Genomic DNA, 21,922 nt, shown 5'->3' on the forward strand with positions numbered 1-21,922 from the left:
CAGTGGCACCGGCGGGGATCTGGTCGGACCTGGCCGATCTGGTGCTGCCCACCGAGTGCGCCGGCTGCCGGGGTGTCCGGCTGTCGTTGCGGCAGGGTGCCTGTGCCTCCTGCGTCGCCGAACTCGCGGCGCTGCGTCCGGCGCCGAGCCGCCCGACACCGGCTCCCGTCGGCCTGCCCGGCTGCGTGGCCCTCGGCCCGTACCAGGGCGTGCTGCGGGAGACGCTGCTGTCGTACAAGGAGCGGGGACGGCACGGACTGGCCCGGCCGTTGGGCCGGCTGCTGGCCGAGGTGGTGGCGGAGGCGGTCGGGGAGCGGCGGCCGGTGCTGCTGGTGCCGGTACCGGCGACCGCGCGGGCGGTCCGGGACCGGCACGGCGACCACCTACGCCGGTTGGCCCGGCAGGCGGGCCTCCGGTTGCGGGCGGCCGGCTGGTCGGTGGCGGCCGCGCATCCGCTCCGGGCGCTGCCCCGGCCGGACTCCGCCACCTTGGACAGCGCGGGCCGGGCGGCTGCGGCGCACGCGGCGTTTCCGGCCCGTACGGCGCGGGTGCCGGCCGCTCGCCGGGCCGCCGCCGGTCGGGCCGTCGTGGTGTTGGACGACATCGTGACCACCGGCGTGACCCTCGCCGCCGTGACCCGGTCGCTGCGGGACGCGGGCATCCCGGTGTACGCCGCGGCCGTGCTCGCCGCGACCGAGCGGCGCAGGCGCGGCTGACCGCGCTGCCTCCGGACGGTACGCCGGTCGCGCGGTTCACCTGTGCGGAGAACGCCACGCACCGGTTGACCTGCGTACGAGTCGGTCCACCCGCTGCTGACTCTGGGTGTCAGCGCATTCACTCTATCGCGTCGGCGGTGACATCTTCCGGAATTGGTCTTGGTGAGTGGGGTGACTGTCGGCCCGATAGGCGTTAGCGTTTTGTTCACCGGGGGTATGAGGGGTGTTCCAAGGCCCCGGGAGCACCTGGAAGGAGGCGCAACCGCAGCGATCCGGTCGAGCCGAATGGACTTCCCAGGGGGCGGGCTGACCGGGATTTTTGTTTCTGCACGACTCTCCGATGGCGCAGGGAGGTCACGCATGGATCTCGTGGTCAAGGGCCGAAACGTCGAAGTGCCGGACCATTACCGGCAACACGTAGCCGACAAGCTCGCGAAGATCGAGCGCTACGATCACAAACTCATTCGGGTCGACGTGGAACTTTTTCACGAACGCAATCCGCGACAGTCCGATCACTGCCAGCGAATAGAGATTACCTGCATCTCCCGGGGGCCGGTGGTCCGCGCCGAGGCGTGTGCGAAGGACTTCTACTGCGCGCTCGACGCCGCGATCGCGAAACTCGACACCAGGCTCCGCCGGGCCGCCGACCGCCGCCGCGTACACCGTGGCCGGCACGCCCCGCTCTCCGTCGCCGAGGCCACCGCGAACCTTCCGGTGGCTGACTTCGGCGACAGCGCCGTGGCCACCCTCACCAGGCCCGCCCCGGAACAGACCCGGGACGGACGGGCGGACGCCGAGCCGGAGTTCGACGGCTACGAGGAGTACGACGAGTCGCAGCCCTGGCACATCGCCCGGGAGAAGGTGCATCCCGCCGAGCCGATGACCGTCGACGACGCACTGTTCCAGATGGAACTCGTCGGGCACGACTTCTATCTGTTCCTGGACAAGGAGTCGGGCCGACCGAGCGTCGTCTACCGACGCAAGGGCTACGACTACGGCATCATCGCGCTGGCGCACTGACCGTCGGCACCTGCCCGCCGGGCCCGGGCCTTCCCGGGCCCGGCGAGGCCGCCGACCGGCTGGTTCACCGCCCCGCCGACCGGTCGGTTGACCGGCCCGCCCTCCGATGGTCCGGTCGCGGGTCGGGCCGGTGTGACCGGCCGTCGTGGGCGCTGTCCGGCGCCGCCGGCGGCCCGGCAGGGCCGACGATGTCAGCGGGTGCCCGCGACGAGCCCGAGGTCGGCGGGAAGCAGCGACCCGAGCCAGGCGTCGGTCCGGGTACCGCGATGGTTCAGCGCGTGCCGGGCGGTGCCCTCGATGACAAAACCGGCCTTCTCCACCGCCCGTCGCGAGGCGGTGTTGCCGACGTTGGCCCGCCACTCGATCCGGGCCAGCCCGAGGGTGGTGAACCCCCAGGTGCAGATCGCCGTCACCGCGGCCGGGCAGTAGCCCCGCCCCCGCGCGTACGGGGCGACCAGGTATCCCAGGTCGCCGACCAGGGGATCAGCCGGTGACAGCCGGAGTTCCATGACGCCGGCGAACTCGTCGTTGTCGTCGGCGATGACAAACGCCGCGCCGGTACCCCGGCGCCACACCGTCGGGCCGTGCTCGCGGACGAAGAACTCGGCGTCGGATCGCTGGTACGGGTCCGGCACGGTGGTCCAGCGGACCGTTTCCGGGTCCCGGCACGTCGTCACGAGCCCGTCCAGGTCGCACTCGTCGAGGGGGCGCAGCCGCAGCTCCGTACCGTCGGGGGCGCGGGTGAAGAGCACCGGCTGGGCGGTACCGAAGACGGCGGCCCGGCGGGCCTCCAGCGTGCCGGGGCCCCCGGGGAGCGCGGTCTCGGCACCCTCGGGGTCCGGGCCGTCGAGGTCCCCGGGCAGCAGGGAGCCGATCCAGCCGTCGTCGATGCCGGTCCGGTGCGGCTCGGCGAGTCGGAGCCGCCCCTCGATCCGGAAGCCGGCGCGGAGCGCGACGAGCCGGGAACCGTAGTTGCCGACCTCGGCCTGCCAGATGATCCGACGCAGACCCAACTCCCGGAACGCCCACCGGCACAGTGCCCGGGTGGCCCGGACGGCGACGCCACGGCCCCGGGCCCAGGGTGCGGTCCAGTAACCCACCTCCGCCGAACCCAGCCCGGGTGTGATCGCGACCAGCCCACAGGAGCCGAGCAGTTCGCCGGTGGCCGCGTCGCAGACCGCGAGCGGAGCGCCGGTCCCGGTCGACCAGGCGTCCGGGGCGGTCCGGGTGACAAAACCGGTGGCGTGCTCCAGCCGGTACGGCGCCGGTACCCTGGTCCAGCGCTGGATGTCCGGATCCTGGCAGGCCCGGTACACGTTCTCGGCGTCCTCGGACCGCCACGGCCGCAGCAGCAGCCCCGCCTCGGCGATGGCGACGGACTCCACCGGGACGTCCCGGATCATCTGGTCATCCTGTCAACGAACTTCATCCGGGCATGGTCGCAGCCGGTTCGCGCTCGGCGTAATCGGATTTCGTGCGCGGCGGCACCCTCATCGGGCGAAATGTCGGGCTCCGTGAACCCGGAGGGCGCCGTGACTGACGGCAGGGCCGGTGATGCGCCTACGATGGTTCGGCAGACTGTCTAGGGGAGCGTTGATCCGTGTCGATTCTGGAAAAGGTCCTTCGCGCGGGCGAAGGGCGCATGCTGCGCCGGCTCAAGGCGATCGCCGCTGCCGTCAACTCGATCGAGGACGACTTCGTCAACCTCACCGACGCGGAGCTGCGCGGCATGACCGACCAGTTCCGGGAGCGGCTGGCGGACGGCGAGACCCTCGACGACCTGCTGCCCGAGGCGTTCGCCACGGTGCGCGAGGCGGCCTCCCGGGTGCTCGGCCAGCGGCACTACGACGTGCAGATCATGGGCGGCGCGGCGCTGCACTTCGGCAACATCGCCGAGATGAAGACCGGTGAGGGCAAGACCCTGACCTCGGCACTCCCTGCGTACCTGAACGCGCTCTCGGGCAAGGGTGTGCACGTCGTCACGGTGAACGACTACCTCGCCGAGCGGGACGCCGCCTGGATGGGCCGGGTGCACGAGTTCCTCGGGCTGACCGTCGGGGTGGTCCTGCCGAACCGCCCGTCCGTCGAGCACCGGGCCGCGTACCAGGCCGACATCACGTACGGCACCAACAACGAGTTCGGCTTCGACTACCTCCGGGACAACATGGCCTGGAGCAAGGACGATCTTGTACAGCGGGGGCACAACTTCGCGATCGTCGACGAGGTCGACTCGATCCTGATCGACGAGGCCCGTACGCCGCTGATCATCTCCGGCCCGGCCGAGCACTCCGCCCGCTGGTACGGCGAGTTCGCCCGGCTGGTGGACCGGCTGCAGTCCGGCAAGGACGGCGAGGGCGACTACGAGGTCGACTACGCCAAGCGGACCATCGCGGTGACCGAGCGGGGCGTCGGCAAGGTCGAGGACCGGCTCGGGATCGACAACCTCTACGAGTCGGTGAACACCCCGCTGGTCGGCTACCTGAACAACGCGATCAAGGCCAAGGAGCTGTACAAGCGGGACAAGGACTACATCGTCAGCGAGGGCGAGGTCCTGATCGTCGACGAGTTCACCGGCCGGATCCTGCACGGTCGCCGCTACAACGAGGGCATGCACCAGGCCATCGAGGCCAAGGAAGGCGTGGAGATCAAGCAGGAGAACCAGACTCTTGCCACGATCACCCTGCAGAACTACTTCCGGCTCTACAGCAAGCTGTCCGGGATGACCGGTACGGCGCAGACCGAGGCCGGTGAGTTCAACAAGGTCTACAAGGTCGGCGTCGTCACCATCCCGACCCACCGTCCGATGATCCGGCTCGACCGCCCCGACGTGATCTACAAGACCGAGAAGGCCAAGTTCAACGCGGTGGTCGAGGACATCGCCGAGCGGCACGCCGTCGGTCAGCCGGTCCTGGTCGGCACGGTCTCGGTGGAGAACTCGGAGATCCTCTCCCAGCTGCTGCGTCGCCGGGGCATCCCGCACGCCGTCCTCAACGCCAAGTTCCACGCGAAGGAGGCGGAGATCGTCGCCCAGGCGGGACGCAAGGGCGGCGTCACGGTGGCCACCAACATGGCGGGCCGTGGTACGGACATCCTGCTCGGCGGCAACCCGGAGTACCTGGCCGCCACCGAGCTGCGCCAGCGTGGCCTGGACCCGGTGGAGCACGCGGACGACTACGCGAAGGCGATGGAGGAGATCCTCCCCAGGTGGAAGCAGGCGTGTGACGCAGAGGCCGAGGAGGTCTCCGCCGTCGGCGGCCTCTACGTGCTGGGTACCGAACGGCACGAGTCGCGGCGGATCGACAACCAGCTGCGCGGTCGGTCCGGCCGGCAGGGTGACCCGGGTGAGTCCCGCTTCTACCTGTCGCTGCAGGACGAGCTGATGAAGCGGTTCCGGGCCGGTGCGGTCGAGGCCGTGATGGAGCGGTTCAACATCCCCGAGGACGTGCCCATCGAGTCGAAGATGGTCACCCGCCAGATCAAGAGCGCCCAGGCCCAGATCGAGGGCCAGAACGCCGAGATCCGCAAGAACGTCCTCAAGTACGACGAGGTGATGAACAAGCAGCGCCAGGTGGTCTACGCCGAGCGCAAGCGGGTGCTCGACGGCGAGGATCTGAACGACCAGATCCAGCACATGATCGAGGACACCATCACGGCGTACGTGACCGGTGCGACCGCGGACGGCTATGCCGAGGACTGGGACCTCGAACAGCTCTGGGCCAGCCTCAAGCAGCTCTACCCGATCGGGGTCACCATCGAGGACCTGGTCGAGGAGGCCGGTGGCGAGCGCAACAGCCTGGACGCCGACTTCCTGCTGGCCCAGGTCAAGGAGGACGCGTTCGCGGCGTACCAGCGGCGCGAGGAGGAGCTCGGCAGCGAGGCGATGCGCCAGCTGGAGCGGATGGTGCTGCTCCAGGTGATCGACCGGAAGTGGCGCGAGCACCTGTACGAGATGGACTACCTGCAGGAGGGCATCACCCTGCGGGCGTACGCCCAGCGCGACCCGGTGGTGGAGTACCAGCGCGAGGGCTTCGACATGTTCGCCACCATGATGGACGGGATCAAGGAGGAGACGGTCGGCTTCCTCTACAACGTGGAGGTCCAGGTCGAGGAGGCCAAGCCGGCCACGCCCGACGCAACCGACACGGGTGCCGGGCCCGAGGCCGGGCCGGCCGACCCGCCGGTGGAGATCCGGGCCAAGGGCCTGGGCCGGGCTCCCCGGACCCAGGGGCTGCAGTACTCGGCTCCCACCATCGACGGCGAGGCCCCGGCCACCGGCGGCGTGGCGGTTGAGCGGCCCCAGCCGCAGGCGCCGGCGCTCGGCGTGGGCGGCCCGCCGGCCCCGGCGGTGTCCCGACGCCCCGCGCAGGGCCAGGCCACCGGCGCGGCCAACGCCCCGTCCCGGAACGCGCCCTGCCCGTGCGGCTCCGGCCGCAAGTACAAGCGGTGTCACGGGGCGCCCGGCGGCGCCTGACCGCTGACCGTTCCGCGGGGCCCCGCCCCCCCCGGACCGCCCGGTCGCGCGGCGTGTCGGGGCGGTCCCCGCGGCCCCGCGGCGGCGCCGCCCCCGCCCCGGGCCCCCCCCCCCCCCCCCCCGGGGGCGGGCGGGCCCCCGCGGCGTTTCGGGCCGGTCCCGGCTGCCCGGTCGCGCGGTGTTCAAGGCCGGTCCTGCCGACCGGGTCCTGCCGGCCGGTCGCCCGGCCCTGCCTGCCGGCAGGTCGCCCGGGGGCGGCCGGAGCGGTCCGTCGGCCCCTAGTCCTGCCGGTCGGCCGGCTCAGAGCATCTCGGCCGAGACGCCGACCCACCTGCCCTGACGTTGCTCGATGCGGAACGCCAGCGCCCAGGTACGGCCGGCCACTCCGACCGCGGCGGCGCCCTCGACGACCCCGGGGCGCGGTTCGCAGACCCGCAGCCGCCGCAGCCGTACCGTGCGTGGCGGCTGGCCGGGGCGGCGACGGCCGGAGATCCGGGTGGCGGCCGAGGCGAGCCTCTCCACCACACCGCCGGCGTCGGCCGGGTTGCAGCGGGATCGGATGTGCCCGGCCGGGCGGTATCCGTTCACGATCTCCAGGCACGAGTCGAGGAATGCCTTCGCCGCCCGGCGCGCCTCGGCGCTGGCACCGGCGAAGCTCTCGACCACCGCCCCCGCGACGGTCTGCCCGAGGCCGTCGGCCGCCGGTCCACCGCTCGGCGCGGTTGTCGGCCGGGGGACCGGCACAGCGGCCGGTGCCCGTAGCCGTCGGGTATGTGGGGCGGGACGGGCGGCGGGGCCACTGGAGTCGGTGGACGCGCCCGCGCGGATCCCGGAGCCGCCCTCGGGGGTGTGACGGTTGACGGTCCTTCGCTGGTCCGGGTCGGGGCAGGCGCCGACGACCCGGCCGGGTGAATCGGCAAGGGCCAGGTCACCCGGCCGCCCGAACCAGACCTCGGGAGAGCACTCGTCGTCGAACGGCGGGTCGAGAGGCGGCACGGGGCGCAGTCGCACGGTGGGACGGACCGGCGGCCGGCTGCGCGTGGAATGCATCCGGGATCCTCCATGATCTTGCGTTTGCTTTCGTTTGCCTCCGACAGGCTAAATTCCTAGCCGACCCAGCGTTCGTCGTCAATGCGTTCGTCGCCTCCGGACCCGACGTTCGCCGGCTTGTTACCTACCGACCGGCCGGAACCTGTCGGTCGAACCGGTAGCGCCCAGTGGGCATCGGCGGGGCGTACCCGACCGGACGCGCGGGACCTCGCGCGGGGACCGGGCAGGACCGGATCCTCACGAGTTCCGTACGGAGGCGGAGTGGGCGACGAGCCGTGGGTTGACCGGGACACTAACCGGCGGCACCGACAGGATGGGGCGTCCCGGACCCGTTGACCGGCCGGAGACTATTCGGGCGCCCGCTCCACCAGCGGGTTGTCGGCCACCCACTCGGCCGTCTCGGCGTACTTGCGCTGGATGTATTCCTCCAGGCGGGCGCGTTCGACGCGCCACTGCCCCCGGCCACCGATCTTGATCGCCGGCAGTTCACCACTGCGGACCATGTGGTAGACCTGCGAATCCGAGACGTTCAGCTCGGCGGCGACGTCGGAGAGCAGCAGGAACCTCGGTGCCACGAAGAGAACTCCAGCGGGTCGGTGGTTGCCTTAGTTTGCCATCGACCACGACGTGGTCGCCTCGCCCGTCAAGGTCGCGTGCGGGCGACGGAACGCCCGCCGCCCGCCGGCCGTTGACCCCGCAGCCGCACCGGAGACCGACCCGCTTCCTCGCCCCGGCGCGGCCGGCCCGCCGCCTCGCCCCGGCACGACCGGCGCACCCGGGCGGTCGGTACCGGTGATCCGCCGGCCACGGTGCGGCCGCGTACCCGGGGGATCGTCGGGTCAGGGTGCCCGGGCATCTTCGGGTCAGGGTGCGGCCGCGTATCGGCGATCCGTGGCCCGGATCCGCTGCCATCCGGCCCGGGCCTGGTGTACTACGGTCGCGGGTGACAGAGGAAACGGCGCCGGCCGTGCTCGGCGTGGCGCGACGGCTGCCGTCGCGGGCAGGCGTCGAGCGGGGGAGACCAGCGTGGCAGAACAACTCGTCCGGGTGTACGTCCCGGCCACCGTGCCGATGCTCGCCGAGTTGCGGCAGGAGGGCTGGATCCTGGCCCCACGAGCCCACGCGGTCACCCCGGAGCTGCGGGAGTGGTACGCCGAGGGCGACGAGGAGGAGCTCGAGTACGTCGCCTTCACCCGGGCGGCCCAGGAGGCGCTGCGACTGCTCCACGCCGATCCGACCGCTCCCCGGCGGCGGGTCGTGGTCTCCGCCGACCTGCCCGCCCCGGCACTGCGTCGCCACGACCCGGAACTCGGCTCCAGCACCGTACGGCTCGACGGGCGGATCGCCGTCGGCGCCGTCGCGGCGATCCACGTCGACGGAGTCGACGCGCTGGCTGACGTCACGGCGGCGGTCGACGTGGTCGAGCAGGCCCTGGCCGGTGACTCGGACGCGCAGTTCACCGTCGACGGTGTCGAGGACCACGAACTCGAGTGGTACGACGCCTCGGAACTGGACACGGTCTGCGACCAGACGCGCTGACCCCGGCCGGCGGTCACGCCGACCCCCTGCCACCGACACGCTCTCCCCGCGAGCCGACGTCCACGCGCACGGCTCGTGTGACGCTGACCCGGCGGCTCGACGGTTCGGCCCGTCGGCGGGGTCTCAGCGGCCGGCGCCGCCGACCGGCTCGGGCGAGTCCGCCGCCGGGCTGGCCGTCGACTCCTCGTCGCCGACGCCCACCAACGCGGCGGACGTCTCGGCGCGCTCCCTGCCGGACCGCCGCTCCACGGTCCGTTCCTCGTCCGTCGGGTCCTCCTCGGCCGGGTCCTCGTCGGTCCGGTCCGGGTCGGGCCAGCTCAGCTCGGTCGGCTCCGGTCCGGGGTCGCTCGCGCCCGGGTCGTCCGGTCCGGCGGGCCGGGGCGGGTCCTCGGCCGCCGACCCGTCGGCCGGACGGAGGGTCCGGCCGAAGGCGATGACCGTGGTGAGCGCCCCGACGAAGAACACCACCATGACGTGCTCGAACCGCTGACCGTCGAGCCAGCTCTGCCCGACGTGGTCGGCCTCGCTGACCGCGCCGGCCATCCGGAGCACCTCGGCACCGGCGGTCCGGGTGAGCACCTCGGCGATGAGCAGCAGCACCCCCGGGCCACCGCCCGCGATCAGGTACGCCGGCCAGCGCAGCGGCGTGCTCTCGGCACCCCGACCGGCGGCCCGGCGACCGGCGACCCGCAGGTAGCCGAATGCCAGCAGGCCGGCGGCCAACCCGCTGGCCAGCGAGGACGTCCAGGAGAACCACTGGAGGGCGGTGTACTGGGAGGTGTACGTGTCGTCCGCGCCGTAGAGGGAGAGCAGTGGCTCCTGGAAGTAGCTGAGGGCGAACCCGACCGCGAAGACGGCGAGCCCGGCGGTGACGACGGCGGCCACCACGAGGGTGTTGCGCAGTCCGCCGGCGATGCCGCCGACGGTGGCGGCGGCGGCGGTGGTGCCGGCGAGGACCATGATCGCCGAACCGTCGCCGTAGCTGAGATTCACCGCGAGTGCGGCGAGCAGGCCGGTCGCCAGGCCGGCGGCGAGCGCCGCCGCGAAGCGCGGAGTGGCCCGATGTACGCCGTACCGGCTCAGCACGGCGGCCAGGGTGAGGCTGACCGCCGCCCCGCTGACCAGGCTCGCCGAGATGATGCCCGGCAGGGCGTACGCGGCGGAGGTGATCGCGATCGAGGTGAACCCGGCGGAGGTGATCGCCCACTTCGCGGACCAGAGCATCGCGGCGAGCCAGCCGATGGCCAGCAGGGCGAGCACCGGAGCGCCGGGCGCCGACACGGGCACTCCGGGCCGGGCGGCGCTGGTCGCCCCCGACTCCGATCCGACCGGTCGGTCGGGGGCGGAGGTCGCGGTGGTGCCGGACTCTTCTGTCATCATCTCCCCTTCAAGAGCTGACCGGCCGCGTCGACGGCGATGGGGCCGGAGCCGGCCGCCGGTTCCTCAGCGTACGCGGGCCGGTCGGGGCGGCGGTTCGCTGCCGGTACGGTCGGCCGGGGCCGTGCCCGACCTCGGGCGACGCTGCCCGGGGAGGCGGTACGACGGGATGGTCGGGTGGGATCGCCGCTGTGGCGGCCACCACCTGCTGTGCCGAACGGCGTCGGCGGGGTGGGGACAATGTCCCGCTGGACGGGGCGGGAGATCGGCCCGTGGGAGGATTGGCGCAGGTCCCGCCCCCGTACTCCCCGGAATTCCCGGGGTGCCGGGGCAGGGTGACCGGCCGACCGGCCGGCCCCGGCGGGGCCGATCCCGTCACCGTAGCCGAGATCGCCCGGGAGCAAACCATGGACGCCGTTCTCTCCGTACCCGAGCCGCGCAACGAGCCGGTCCGCGACTACGCGCCCGGCAGCGCGGAGCGGGACAGCCTGCAACGCCGGCTCGGCGAGTTGGCCGCCGAGCGGCGGGACCTGCCGATGACGATCGGCGGTGCGCAACGGATGGGCGCGGGTGCCGCGATCGACGTCGTGCAGCCGCACCGGCACCAGCATGTGCTGGGGGTCACCCACAACGCAACCAACGCGGATGCGCTGGCGGCGGTGACGGCCGCGAAGCAAGCCGCCCCGATGTGGCGTGATTTGTCCTTTGCAGACCGGGCTGCGGTTTTTCTCCGTGCGGCCGATCTGCTCTCCGGGCCGTGGCGGGACACCCTGAACGCGGCGACCATGCTCGGCCAGTCGAAGACCGCCGTGCAGGCGGAGATCGACTCCGCGTGTGAGCTGATCGACTTCCTGCGGTTCAACGTCGCCTTCGCCCGCCGGCTCCTCGCCGAGCAGCCGCTCTCCTCGCCCGGTGTGTGGAACCGGTTCGACCACCGGCCGCTGGAGGGCTTCGTCTACGCGATCACGCCGTTCAACTTCACCGCGATCGCGGGCAACCTGCCGGCCGCCCCGGCACTGCTCGGCAACACCGTGGTCTGGAAGCCGGCGCCGACCCAGCAACTCGCCGCGCACTTCACCATGCGGCTCTTCGAGGCGGCCGGCCTGCCGCCGGGTGTGATCAACATGGTCACCGGGGACGGCATCGCCGTCTCCGAGGTGGCGCTCGCCGACCCCGACCTGGCCGGCATCCACTTCACCGGCTCGACCAAGGTGTTCCAGAAGCTCTGGCGGATGGTCGGGGAGAACATCGCGAACTACCGGGGCTACCCACGGCTGGTCGGCGAGACCGGCGGCAAGGACTTCGTGGTCGCGCACGCCAGCGCCGACGTGGACGCGCTGCACACCGCGCTGATCCGCGGCGCGTACGAGTACCAGGGGCAGAAGTGCTCGGCCGCCTCGCGGGCGTACGTGCCCCGGTCGCTCTGGAACGGCGGGCTGCGGGACCGGCTCGCCGCCACCGCCGACGGGCTGGCGTACGGCGACGTCACCGACTTCACCAACTTCGGCGGTGCGGTGATCGACGCCAAGGCGTTCGCCCGGCACACCACCGCGCTCGACATGATCTCGAACGACCCCACCTGCCGGATCGTCGCCGGTGGCACCGCCGACGACTCGGTGGGGTACTTCGTCCGCCCCACCCTCTTCGAGTGCGACGACCCGGCGCACGACTCGTTCACCACCGAGTACTTCGGCCCGATTCTCGGGGTGCACGTCTACGACGACGCCCGCTACGACGAGGTGGTCCGGCAGGCCGAGTCGATCGCCCCGTACGCGCTCACCGGGGCGATCTTCGCCACCGACCGCCGGGTGATCGACCAGACCAGCGAGGTCCTCCGGTACGCCGCCGGCAACTTCTACGTCAACGACAAGCCGACCGGCGCGGTGGTCGGTCAGCAGCCGTTCGGCGGGGCCCGGGCGAGCGGCACCAACGACAAGGCCGGTTCCTGGCACAACCTGGTCCGGTGGATGTCGCCGCGCACGGTCAAGGAGACCTTCGTGCCGCCGACCGACCACCGCTACCCCCACATGGGCTGAGTACGCCGTCGGGTCGGCCTCCGCCCCTGGTGGGAACCAGGGGCGGAGCCCACCCGGTCGACGAGCGGCGTGCTCCCGCCCGCCCGGCCCGCACCCGCGCGGAGCCGACCTCTCCCGGCCCGGGTCGCTGTAGCGTCCCTCCCTGGTTCGTGCCAGGGGTGGTGCCCTCCACCCGTACCCCGTCGCGATCGCCTTAGCGTGACTTCTGCGGAACGGAACGTGATCGATCACCGGACCGGGAGCGCGGCCGTCGGGCGAGGCGGACGGCGACCGACGGCGAGGGATCGGCCCAGGGAGGAGCGGTATGGACCGGGTGCTGGACGGCCGTTACGAACTTCAACGGAAGATCGGGCACGGGATCAACGGGGTGGTCTGGCGGGCGGTCGACCTGACCGACCGGACGACGGTCGCGGTCACCGTGCTGCGGGCCGTGGACCGGCCCGACGAGCTGCCCGGTCGGGTGGCCGCGTTCACCGCCGAGACCGACCTCGTCGCCAGCCTCGACCATCCGTGCCTGGTCAGGGTCCTCGACGTGCGCGGGGAGGGGGCGCACCGGGCGCTGGTGACGGAGCTGGTCGAGGGTACCGACCTGGGCCGCCGGTCGGCCGGTGCCGGACCACTGCCGCCGGCCGGCGCGGCGGGCCTGGTGGCCCGGCTGGCCGAGGTGTTGACCTACCTGCACCGCCGGGGCGTCGTGCACGGCGACGTCCGGCCGGCCAACCTCCTGCTGCCGGCCGACGGCGGCCCGGTACGGCTGGTCGGCTTCGGGGCGGCCCGCCGAATCGGCACCGGTGTCGACCTGCCGGCGGTCGGGCCCACCCGGGGGTACGCCGCTGCGGCGCGGTTCCCGGCGGTCGGTCCCACTCCCGAGTACGCCGCTCCGGAGTACGCGGCCCCGGACGTCGGTCCCACCCCGGCCGGCGACGTCTACGCGCTCGGTATCGTGCTGTACGAACTCGTCTGCGGGCGCAGCCCGTACCGGGGCGGTAGTCCGGAGCAGGTGCGCGAGCGGCACCGGACCTGCCGACCCGTACCGCCGCCGGGGCTGCCGGCGGTCGTCTGGCGGTTCCTCGAGGACTGCCTGGCGGCCGATCCCGCCGACCGCCCGGACGCGGCCCGGGCCGCCGCCCGACTACGGGGGCTGGAACCGGCCCTGGACGGGGTCAGCGCACTGCCCCCGCCCGCCGCTGACCAGGTCGGCTGGTGGCCACGTCGAGTCGGGGCGGTTCCGGCAAATGGCTACATAAGCGATGAAACTTTACTAACCTCCCCAATTGGCACAGGTCGCGTCGAGGCCCTGGAACCGCCCGGGCGCCGGGCCGTGCCGCCGTCGGGCGGCCCCGTCGGGCCATCGTCCCCGGTCGATCAGTTCGGCCGGGCCGCCGCGTGCCCATCCATTGATCGTCCTCATCCGACTGTCGTCCACAGACAGTGCACAATGGAGACTTTGACCAGCGGATAGTGGCAAATCCTGGACGCGGCGCCAGCAAAGTGGCAGCGTGGAGGCCATGGCGGATGTTGGTATCAACCCCACTGCGGCAGCCCTGCTCGGGCTGCTCCATGAAGGACCGATGACCGGCGGTCAGTTGATGGCCGCCGCTGAGCGGCGTCTGGCGCCGTACTGGTCGATGACCCGGAGCCAGGTCTACCGGGAACTGCCGGCCCTGGCCGACCAGGGACTGGTGCGGCTCGGCAAGCCCGGCCCCCGGTCCAGTCAGCCGTACGCGATCACTGCGGCCGGAAAACGGACATTTTCCCGTTGGCTGACCGAGGTGCCGGGCCGGGACACGATCCGGAACCCGACCGCGCTCCGGGTCGCCTTCGGCCCGCAGCACTCGGCGAACCAGATGCGTGCCCTCTACAGCAACGCGAACGAGTATCACACCGAGGCCCTGGCGTCAGCCCGTGAGCAGGCCCGGGACGCGAAAAAGGCCGGCGACTCGTACGGGGCGGCCGCGCTCGAGTTCGCGGTGGCGTACCACAAGGCGGCACTCTCCTGGCTGAAGAGCGCACCGGCCAGCTGACCGGGCCGGCGGGGCCCCCGGGAGCCAACCTCCGGCGCGGTTCGTCGCCGCGACGGTCCGGTCGTCCGGGCGACCAGTACTCTTGACTGTCGTGACCGCTGCCGAGTACTCCGACCAACTTAAGGATCTTGACGCCACCCTGCGCAACATCGAGGCTGTCCTCGATGTCGACCGGCTGCGTCAGAACAAGGCAGAGCTCGAGGAGGCGGCCTCCGCGCCGGATCTCTGGGACGACCAGGCCCGCGCCCAGGAGGTGACCTCCAAGCTCTCGTACGTCAACGGCGAGCTCAGCAAGCTGGAGAGCCTGCGCGGCCGGCTCGACGACGCCCGGGTGCTGCTCGAACTCGCCGAGGCGGAGGCGGACGCGGGGGTGCTCGGCGAGGTCGAGGCGGAGATCGGCGGCCTGCGGAAGGCGATCCAGGAGCTGGAGGTCCGCACCCTGCTCTCCGGGGAGTACGACTCCCGGGAGGCGCTGGTGGCGATCCGGGCCGGAGCCGGTGGCGTGGACGCGGCCGACTTCGCCGAGATGCTGCTCCGGATGTACCTGCGCTGGGCCGAGCGGCACGGCTACCCGACCGAGGTCTACGAGACGTCGTACGCCGAGGAGGCGGGCCTGAAGTCGGCCACCTTCGCGGTCAAGGTCCCGTACGCGTACGGCACGCTCAGTGTCGAGTCGGGCACGCACCGACTGGTCCGGATCAGCCCGTTCGACAACCAGGGTCGTCGGCAGACCAGCTTCGCCGGCGTCGAGGTCCTGCCGGTCACCGAGCAGACGGACCACATCGACATCCCGGAGAACGAGGTACGGGTCGACGTGTACCGCTCCTCCGGCCCGGGTGGGCAGAGCGTCAACACCACCGACTCGGCGGTGCGACTGACCCACATTCCGACCGGCATCGTGGTGACCTGTCAGAACGAGAAGTCCCAACTGCAGAACAAGGCCTCCGCGCTGCGGGTGCTCCAGGCCCGGCTGCTGGAGCGCAAGCGCCAGGAGGAGCAGGCCAAGCTCGAAGGGCTCAAGGAGAACGCGGCGGGCTCGTGGGGCGACCAGATGCGCTCGTACGTCCTGCACCCTTATCAGATGGTGAAGGATCTGCGTACCGAACAGGAGACGGGCAACCCGGCTTCGGTGTTCGACGGAGACCTTGACCCGTTTATCGAGGCAGGAATCCGTTGGCGGAAGCAGCGCCAGCTCGCCGGCGACGCGGCGTGAACACGCCTCGCGTCGGTGTCGACGCGGTGCGTTGACACAATTGATCGCCAACGTGTGCACGGTGTGAGCGGGGATCAACGCAGCGCAAATTTTGCACAAATGTCGGGCGGACAGGCCGGGCTCCGGTCTTGGCCTTTTCGTTACGACGCGTAGACTCACCACCCGTGATTCAGCTTGAGCAAGTGACGAAGACGTACCCGAAGGCGTCCCGGCCATCGCTCGACAGCGTGTCGGTCTCGATCGAGAAGGGTGAGTTCGTCTTCTTCATCGGTCCCTCCGGATCCGGCAAGTCGACGATCATCAAGCTGTTGCTGCACGAGGTCACCCCGACCAAGGGGCGGGTCGTCGTGAACAACAAGGACGTCACCTCGATGCGGTCCTGGAAGATCCCCAACTTCCGTCGCTCGATCGGTTGCGTCTTCCAGGACTTCCGGCTGCTGCCCAACCGCACCGCGTACGAGAACGTCGCGTTCGCCCTCGAGGTGATCGGCAAGACCAAGGCGGTCGCCCGCCGGGTCGTACCCGAGGTGCTGGAACTGGTCGGGCTCGGCGGCAAGGAGCACCGGTACCCGCACGAACTCTCCGGTGGTGAGCAGCAGCGTGTCGCGGTGGCCCGCGCCTTTGTCAACCGACCACTGATCCTGCTGGCCGACGAGCCGACCGGAAACCTCGACCCGGACACGTCAATCGAGATCATGCGTCTGCTGGACCGGATCAACCGCACCGGCACCACGGTCGTGATGGTCACGCACGACTCCAACATCGTGAACCAGATGCGTCGTCGTGTCATCGAGATCGAGAGCGGTCGGATCGTCCGGGACCAGGCGCGGGGTGTCTACGGCTGACCGGGCCGCGTCGGACCCGCTCCGACGGCTCTGATTCGACGACGAACGACCCCCCTGCGGAGATCCGGAAGGAACCCCCCGATGCGCTTGAAATACGTCCTGTCCGAGGTGATGGTCGGACTGTGGCGGAACGTGACCATGACCATCGCGATGATCATCACGATGGCGGTCTCACTCACCATGCTCGGCGCGAGCGGCCTGATGTACCTCCAGGTCGACGCCATGAAAGACGCCTACTACAAGGACATCGAGGTCTCGATATTCCTTGATGCCGCGATCACCGAGCAGCAGCGCACCGAGCTGCAGGCGGAGCTTGAGGGCAACTCGCTGGTCCGGGAGGTCAAGCACGAGACCAAGGAGGAGGCGTACGAGCGGTTCAAGCAGCTGTTCGCCGACTCGCCCGACCTGGTCAACGCGGTGCAGGCGGACAAGCTGCCCGAGTCGTTCCGGATCAACCTGAAGAATCCCGAGCAGTACCAGCAGATCTTCGACCAGTACAAGGACAAGGAGGGGATCGACGACATCATCGACCAGCGTCGACTCCTCGAACAGATCTTCAACATCCTCGGCGCGATCCAGAACATGGCGCTGGCGGCGGCCTCGGTGATGGCGATCGCGGCTCTCCTGCTGGTCGCGAACACGATCCAGGTGGCGGCCTACAGCAAGCGCCGCGAGGTGGCGGTCATGAAACTGGTCGGCGCCTCCAACTGGTTCATCCAGGCGCCGTTCGTGCTGGAGGCGGTGGTCGCCGGCCTGCTCGGTGCGATCATCGGCTTCGGTCTGATCGTGGTCGGCAAGGTCGTCCTGCTCGACGGCTCGCTACGGGACCTGACCGATCTGCTCACCCCGATCCAGTGGGGCACGGTCCTGCTGATGCTGCCCTTCATGGCCGGGGTCGGCGGGCTGGTCAGCGCGGTCACCGCCTGGGTGACGCTCCGCTTCTACCTGCGGGTATAGCTTTCCGGGACCGGGCACCCCGCGGTGGGTCGCCCCGGTCCCGACGCCTCAGGGCACCGGTGCCGTACCCAGGGCCCCCGGTTGGCGCGGAAAAGCGCGAGCCGGGGGCCCTGGGTCGCGAGGTAGCATTGCGCGGTTGTCCAGCAGATGAGGGGGTGTGGCGCCATGCCACGGGAGAAGGGGCGCAAGGTCGTCGCCTCCAACCGCAAGGCGCGGCACGACTATGCCATCCTCGACACGTACGAGGCGGGAATGGCGTTGACCGGCACCGAGGTCAAGTCGTTGCGCGCCGGACGGGCGTCCCTGGTCGACGCCTTCGCCCAGGAACGGGACGGCGAGATCTACCTGCACGGCATGCACATCCCGGAGTACGCCCAGGGCACCTGGACCAACCACGAGCCACGACGTACCCGGAAGTTGCTGCTCAACCGGCAGGAGATCATCCGGCTGATCGGCAAGCTGCGGGAGTCTGGGCTCACCCTGGTGCCGCTGTCCGTCTACTTCTCCGACGGCTGGGCCAAGGTCGAGATCGGACTGGCCAAGGGCAAGAAGGCGTACGACAAGCGTCAGGACCTGGCCAAGCGGGACGCCGAGCGGGAGATCCTCCGGGTGAGCGGCCGGCGTGGCAAGGGGATGGATTAGTCGACGACGTGTCCGGGGCCGGACGGACCACCCGTCCGGTTCGGGCCACCCCGTCCGGCCGGTCCCGGCAGTGGCAGGGGCATGGTCCGAGCCGGTTCGGGCCCGTACCGGCCGCATCGTCCGGTCGGCGGGACGTGCCGGGCGGGTATCCGGAATGAAGTTGTCCGGGTGAGGCGTTACGCTAGGGGTGGTCGACGGGCAGCCGTCCACTCGACCAGTGTGTGTTGAGCAGGCTCCACCGGCCATGGTCGTGGATCGGATCACGGTTGCGGTCAGGTGGCTTACCAGGGGGTGACTGGTTTCGACTTCGTACGTTGAGGCAGGGGAAGCGAGCCGAGGAAGCCGACGTCGTCTCGAGAATCGTTCGTCGGAAACCAATAAGCGCCAAGAGCAATCGCGCTGACTACGCTCTCGCCGCCTGAGGCGAGTAGCTAGTCTGTCGGCCTGGGAGTGCCTTCGGCCCAGTTAGCCGGCATCAGCTAGGAGGCTGGCCAATCGAACCCGGTCGCGGGGTTCGTGCGGCGAGATTAATCAGCGACTGGGCCCGTCACACCGACTCGCTCGCGTGATCGGAGGGGCCGAGTAGAGGCACAGCGAGCTGCGCTCGGAGAAGCCCTGGCAAGGCGACGAAGGACCCGGGTTCGATTCCCGGCACCTCCACGGACACCTTGGTTGCGCCCCGGTCATTCTGACCGGGGCGCAGCTGTCTTCCGCCCCGGCCCGGGCAGCCGCGCGGGGCCGCTGCCCGCCGCACCAGCCCGGCGCTCCTCCCGGCCCGGCTCTCCGCCCGACGTCCAGCCGGTCTCGCCTCGACCTGATGGGGTTCCTGGGACGCTTGGGGACTCTGGGGCAAACGGGGTGAATGAGGCGGGCCCGGAGGGTGGACAGCGGCGGCACACGGCACCACGATCGGGCGTACCGGTGGTAGTCATCCCGTGCGGGAGGTGGTCATGCCGACCGACCCGATCCAGCACCTGTCGATTCCCCGTCCGGCGGTCCCCGGCGTCCCGTCCACGGCCGCGCCGCCCAGCGTACGGACGACCCCGGCGACCCCCGCCGCCCTGCCCCCGGCGGCGGCGCTCCGGGCCGCACGGCGCAATCGGGCCGCCTTGCTCCACGAGATCCACCTGTTGGAGGCGGCCGTCGCCGCACCGGTCAGAGATCCCGGTTGGCGGCGCCGGCTCGGAAACCGGCTGACCGGGCTCCGGACGGCGTTCGCCGAACACATGGACGTGACCGAGGGGACCGACGGGCTCTACGCCGAACTCCTCGACCACGCGCCACGGTTGGCGCGGGGCGTGCACCTGCTGATTCGCGAGCATGCGGCGGTGGTGGCCACGCTCGCCGTCCTACAGCACCGGGTGGGGCTGCCCGAGACCTCCACGGTGCAGGTCCGCAGCTGGGCCACGGACCTGCTGCGGGAACTGTCCCGTCACCGACAGCACGGGGCGGACCTGGTCTACGAGGCGTACCAGACGGACATCGGTGGAGAGACCTGAAGCCCGACGGATCCGCCATCGCGCCTCCCGCTCGCCGACGTGTCGACAAAGCGCTCAATGGACTGGCCCTCCAGACCTTAACCATCCCCAGTGGTGCAGGCTATGGTGCGAGGCATGGCGTTTACTGCGCGCAGGATCACCGTCGACGCTGCGGAATGGGCCGGCCCACCACGGTCGGCGGCGGGACCGTCCGGCGACCCGACCCGGCGGCCCGGTCTGCGATTCGTGTCGTCCGGGCGGGCCGAGTAGCGGGTGGCTGGCGTGTTCGGTGAGGGGCAGGCGATCGGGGGACGGTCGATGGAGTCGATGACCGGGCAACTGCTGGTCGCGACTCCCGCGTTGAAGGACCCCAACTTTGACCGGACCGTGGTGCTGCTGGTCGCCCACGAGCCCGGTGGCGCACTCGGTGTGGTGCTCAACCGGGCGACCGAGGTCCCGGTCTCCGAGGTGCTGGGCGCCTGGGGCGGGTTGGCCCGGGACCCGGCGGTGCTCTTCGAGGGCGGCCCCGTACAGCCGGAGTCCGCGATCTGCCTGGCCAGAATGCGTACGCCGAACCAGCGGGTGAAAGGCATTCACCAGGTCAGCGGCTCGGTCGGCACGGTCGACCTGTCGGTCGACCCGGATCGGCTCCGGGACGCGGTCACCGGGATCCGGGTCTTCGCCGGCTACTCCGGCTGGTCGCCCGGACAGGTGGAGGAGGAGGTCGCCCGTGGGTCGTGGTTCGTCCTGGACGCGCTGCCCGGCGACGCCTTCATGGAGCGGCCGGATGATCTCTGGGCGATGGTGCTGCGCCGCCAGGGCGGCATCATGGCCGCGGTCGCCCACTTCCCGCCGGACGTACTGATGAACTGACCGTGCCCGGTCCGGACGGCGGCGGGGCGGTGGGGGCCCCGGATGACCGGGGCGCCGGAGGTGTGTACTATTCCGTGGGTGCCCGGGAGACCGGGCAGGCAGGTGAGCAAGGGGCCGTGGCGCAGCTGGTAGCGCACCACACTGGCAGTGTGGGGGTCAGGGGTTCGAGTCCCCTCGGCTCCACCTTGTTTTGGCAGGCCGATCGTCCCAGTCTTTGACTGGAGTCGATCGGCCTGCCTTTTTGTTCGTCGAGGGTCGACGTGATCCCCCACGCCGCTGCCCGCCGGTTCACGGCGAACTGGGCGAGATGGGGCTGACTGGGTGTTTCGGTGATTCGGCGGCCGGGATTGCCAGTGCGCGCCGGCACCGGCGGCTGCGTGTTGATCAACGGACCGGCCGGGCATCGGCAAGGACCGGATGCCTGCCGAGGCGGCGGCCAGGCCGCCGGTCTCGGCCCCACGGTCGCCCGGGGACGAGCCACGGAAGTACCGGAATCGTCTACGTCGCGCTGCCCTCCATTCGACGCGACCTCGGTGTCGCCCCGACGGACCGGGACCTGGGTGATGGACGTGTACATCCTGGTCTCCGGCGGCTGATGATGCTCGGCGGCCTGGGCCGGTGACCTGCTCGGCCGACGCCGGGTGCTGCTGCTTGGCCTGGTCCGGTATCGCCTCGCTCGGTTGTGGAATCTCCACCAGGGCCGGGCACCTCCGCTGCGGGTGGCCCTGGTCCGCTCGGTGGAGGCGAGGAGCCGCCTCGTCCCGGTGGGACAGCAACGAGGGCAGGACGGCCGCTGTCCCGCTCGGCGCGGTACTCGTCGCCGATCTCGACTTTCATCGGAACTTGCCCGAGCAGTTTCCGGTCCTCCCACAGGTGGGGGAGATCTATTTCGTCGAGGAGTCCGCCCGGGCCGAGTCCGCGTTGCTGAATTCCTGCCTCCAGATCGGATATTTCATCCTCGGGGTTCGCACGATCGGGCTCGCCGCCGGACCGATGACCGGGTTCGAGCCGGACAAGGTCACCGAGGAGTTCTTTCCCCATGGTCGGCGCCGCGCGCTGGTCGTGGTGTACATCGGCAGACCAGCCCCGGACGCGTGGTACGACCGGCTACCCCGACTGTCGTACGAGCGGGTGTTTATCAGTCATTAGCGTCTCGGACGCAGCGACGATCGGTCGTGGCAGATCGTGATTCGCCTCGCGGGGACAGAATCGGGGACACCACGAGGCGTCGGATTGCGGTAGTGTGCGCGATCGTCGCGCCTGCCGTACCCCCAGTTATCCGGCGGTCGCGTGTCGCGTCGACCCTCGACGCACCCTGCTTAGTCTGTCCTGAAAGGAATAACCATGTCCGCTACCGGTCAGGCGACCGGCCAGAAGTCCTGGCTCGTCGCGGTGCTGCTCTGCTTCTTCCTCGGTGGTTTCGGGGTGCACCGGTTCTACGTGGGCAAGATCGGCACCGGAATTCTCATGATCGTCACCTTCGGCGGCCTCGGCCTCTGGGTGCTGATCGACTTCATCATGATCCTGATCGGCAAGTTCACCGACAAGCAGGGCCTCGAGCTGGCCCGCTGACCCGCGGTCGAACACGAAGCGGGGGCCCCCCCCCCCCCGGGGGGGGGGGGGGGGGGGGGGGGGGGGGGGGGGGGGGGCGCCCCCCCCCCGCGGGGGGGCGCGCGGGTGC

18 protein-coding genes, 1 tRNA gene, 1 other RNA gene and 1 pseudogene are annotated in these 21,922 nt (G+C 71.0%); 17 read left to right on the plus strand and 4 right to left on the minus strand.

Translation table 11 applies throughout. The features are described from left to right. Positions 1–2 precede the first annotated feature (2 nt). Together V1633_RS02115 and hpf are read left to right on the plus strand one after the other, a co-directional pair. Positions 3–716: a ComF family protein gene (locus tag V1633_RS02115; protein ID WP_331212359.1), complete on the plus strand. Its 714-nt coding sequence runs from the start codon at positions 3–5 to the stop codon at positions 714–716. Between the two features lie 360 nt (positions 717–1,076). Continuing rightward, on the plus strand, positions 1,077–1,736 hold the full coding sequence (gene hpf / locus V1633_RS02120; RefSeq protein ID WP_331212360.1) for a ribosome hibernation-promoting factor, HPF/YfiA family: 660 nt from the start codon (positions 1,077–1,079) through the stop codon (positions 1,734–1,736). 191 nt (positions 1,737–1,927) lie between these two features. On the opposite strand, the gene V1633_RS02125 is transcribed toward hpf, so the two are convergent. Beyond that, positions 1,928–3,139, minus strand: a complete 1,212-nt coding sequence (locus tag V1633_RS02125; protein ID WP_331212361.1) for a GNAT family N-acetyltransferase — start codon at positions 3,137–3,139, stop codon at positions 1,928–1,930. Positions 3,140–3,336: 197 nt separating this feature from the next. On the opposite strand from V1633_RS02125, the gene secA reads away from it, so the two are divergent. After that, positions 3,337–6,207, plus strand: coding sequence for a preprotein translocase subunit SecA (gene secA / locus V1633_RS02130; protein WP_331212362.1), 2,871 nt, complete (start codon positions 3,337–3,339; stop codon positions 6,205–6,207). A 300-nt stretch (positions 6,208–6,507) separates the two neighbouring features. Here the strand turns inward: secA and V1633_RS02135 are convergent, their stop codons facing one another. Together V1633_RS02135 and V1633_RS02140 are read right to left on the minus strand one after the other, a co-directional pair. After that, positions 6,508–7,257: an Rv3235 family protein gene (locus tag V1633_RS02135; RefSeq protein ID WP_331212363.1), complete on the minus strand. Its 750-nt coding sequence runs from the start codon at positions 7,255–7,257 to the stop codon at positions 6,508–6,510. 347 nt (positions 7,258–7,604) lie between these two features. Further along, entirely contained in the window at positions 7,605–7,832 is a 228-nt protein-coding gene (locus V1633_RS02140; protein WP_331212364.1) for a helix-turn-helix domain-containing protein, read from the minus strand. A gap of 451 nt (positions 7,833–8,283) precedes the next feature. Here V1633_RS02140 and V1633_RS02145 point away from each other — a divergent pair, with 451 nt between their 5' ends. After that, the gene (locus tag V1633_RS02145) at positions 8,284–8,796 is read left to right on the plus strand and encodes a DUF6912 family protein (protein WP_331212365.1); all 513 of its coding nucleotides are present in this window, start codon (positions 8,284–8,286) and stop codon (positions 8,794–8,796) included. Positions 8,797–9,201: 405 nt separating this feature from the next. Here the strand turns inward: V1633_RS02145 and V1633_RS02150 are convergent. Then, positions 9,202–10,173 (minus strand): annotated as a pseudogene (locus tag V1633_RS02150) (hypothetical protein); the annotation flags it as partial. Between the two features lie 407 nt (positions 10,174–10,580). Here V1633_RS02150 and pruA point away from each other — a divergent pair. The 13 genes from pruA to V1633_RS02215 all read left to right on the plus strand — a co-directional run bounded on the left by pruA (position 10,581) and on the right by V1633_RS02215 (position 21,813). Beyond that, positions 10,581–12,209: an L-glutamate gamma-semialdehyde dehydrogenase gene (gene pruA, locus V1633_RS02155; protein WP_331212367.1), complete on the plus strand. Its 1,629-nt coding sequence runs from the start codon at positions 10,581–10,583 to the stop codon at positions 12,207–12,209. A 304-nt stretch (positions 12,210–12,513) separates the two neighbouring features. Next, the gene (locus V1633_RS02160) at positions 12,514–13,671 is read left to right on the plus strand and encodes a serine/threonine-protein kinase (protein ID WP_331212368.1); all 1,158 of its coding nucleotides are present in this window, start codon (positions 12,514–12,516) and stop codon (positions 13,669–13,671) included. Positions 13,672–13,717: 46 nt separating this feature from the next. Next, on the plus strand, positions 13,718–14,233 hold the full coding sequence (locus V1633_RS02165) for a PadR family transcriptional regulator (protein ID WP_331212369.1): 516 nt from the start codon (positions 13,718–13,720) through the stop codon (positions 14,231–14,233). A 91-nt stretch (positions 14,234–14,324) separates the two neighbouring features. Continuing rightward, complete coding sequence (gene prfB / locus V1633_RS02170) at positions 14,325–15,446, plus strand: peptide chain release factor 2 (RefSeq protein ID WP_331212370.1); 1,122 nt, start codon at positions 14,325–14,327, stop codon at positions 15,444–15,446. A gap of 164 nt (positions 15,447–15,610) precedes the next feature. After that, positions 15,611–16,291 (plus strand): cell division ATP-binding protein FtsE, encoded by a 681-nt coding sequence (ftsE, locus tag V1633_RS02175; protein ID WP_331212371.1) that lies wholly within the window; start codon positions 15,611–15,613, stop codon positions 16,289–16,291. 81 nt (positions 16,292–16,372) lie between these two features. After that, positions 16,373–17,248, plus strand: a complete 876-nt coding sequence (gene ftsX, locus V1633_RS02180) for a permease-like cell division protein FtsX (protein ID WP_331212372.1) — start codon at positions 16,373–16,375, stop codon at positions 17,246–17,248. A gap of 165 nt (positions 17,249–17,413) precedes the next feature. Further along, positions 17,414–17,890, plus strand: a complete 477-nt coding sequence (smpB, locus tag V1633_RS02185; protein ID WP_331212373.1) for an SsrA-binding protein SmpB — start codon at positions 17,414–17,416, stop codon at positions 17,888–17,890. Positions 17,891–18,177: 287 nt separating this feature from the next. Next, positions 18,178–18,553, plus strand: a transfer-messenger RNA (tmRNA) gene (ssrA, locus tag V1633_RS02190). A 287-nt stretch (positions 18,554–18,840) separates the two neighbouring features. Next, positions 18,841–19,389 (plus strand): hypothetical protein, encoded by a 549-nt coding sequence (locus V1633_RS02195; RefSeq protein WP_331212374.1) that lies wholly within the window; start codon positions 18,841–18,843, stop codon positions 19,387–19,389. Positions 19,390–19,650: 261 nt separating this feature from the next. After that, complete coding sequence (locus tag V1633_RS02200; RefSeq protein WP_331212423.1) at positions 19,651–20,241, plus strand: YqgE/AlgH family protein; 591 nt, start codon at positions 19,651–19,653, stop codon at positions 20,239–20,241. A gap of 110 nt (positions 20,242–20,351) precedes the next feature. Further along, positions 20,352–20,424 (plus strand) — tRNA-Ala (locus V1633_RS02205). A gap of 660 nt (positions 20,425–21,084) precedes the next feature. After that, the gene (locus V1633_RS02210; RefSeq protein WP_331212375.1) at positions 21,085–21,390 is read left to right on the plus strand and encodes a nitroreductase family protein; all 306 of its coding nucleotides are present in this window, start codon (positions 21,085–21,087) and stop codon (positions 21,388–21,390) included. 195 nt (positions 21,391–21,585) lie between these two features. Beyond that, a complete protein-coding gene (locus V1633_RS02215; protein ID WP_331212376.1) occupies positions 21,586–21,813 on the plus strand; it encodes a TM2 domain-containing protein in 228 nt (75 codons plus the stop codon). The last annotated feature ends 109 nt before the right edge of the window (positions 21,814–21,922 follow it).

The organism is Plantactinospora sonchi, from assembly GCF_036422035.1.
Classification (GTDB): Bacteria; Actinomycetota; Actinomycetes; order Mycobacteriales; family Micromonosporaceae; genus Plantactinospora; species Plantactinospora sonchi.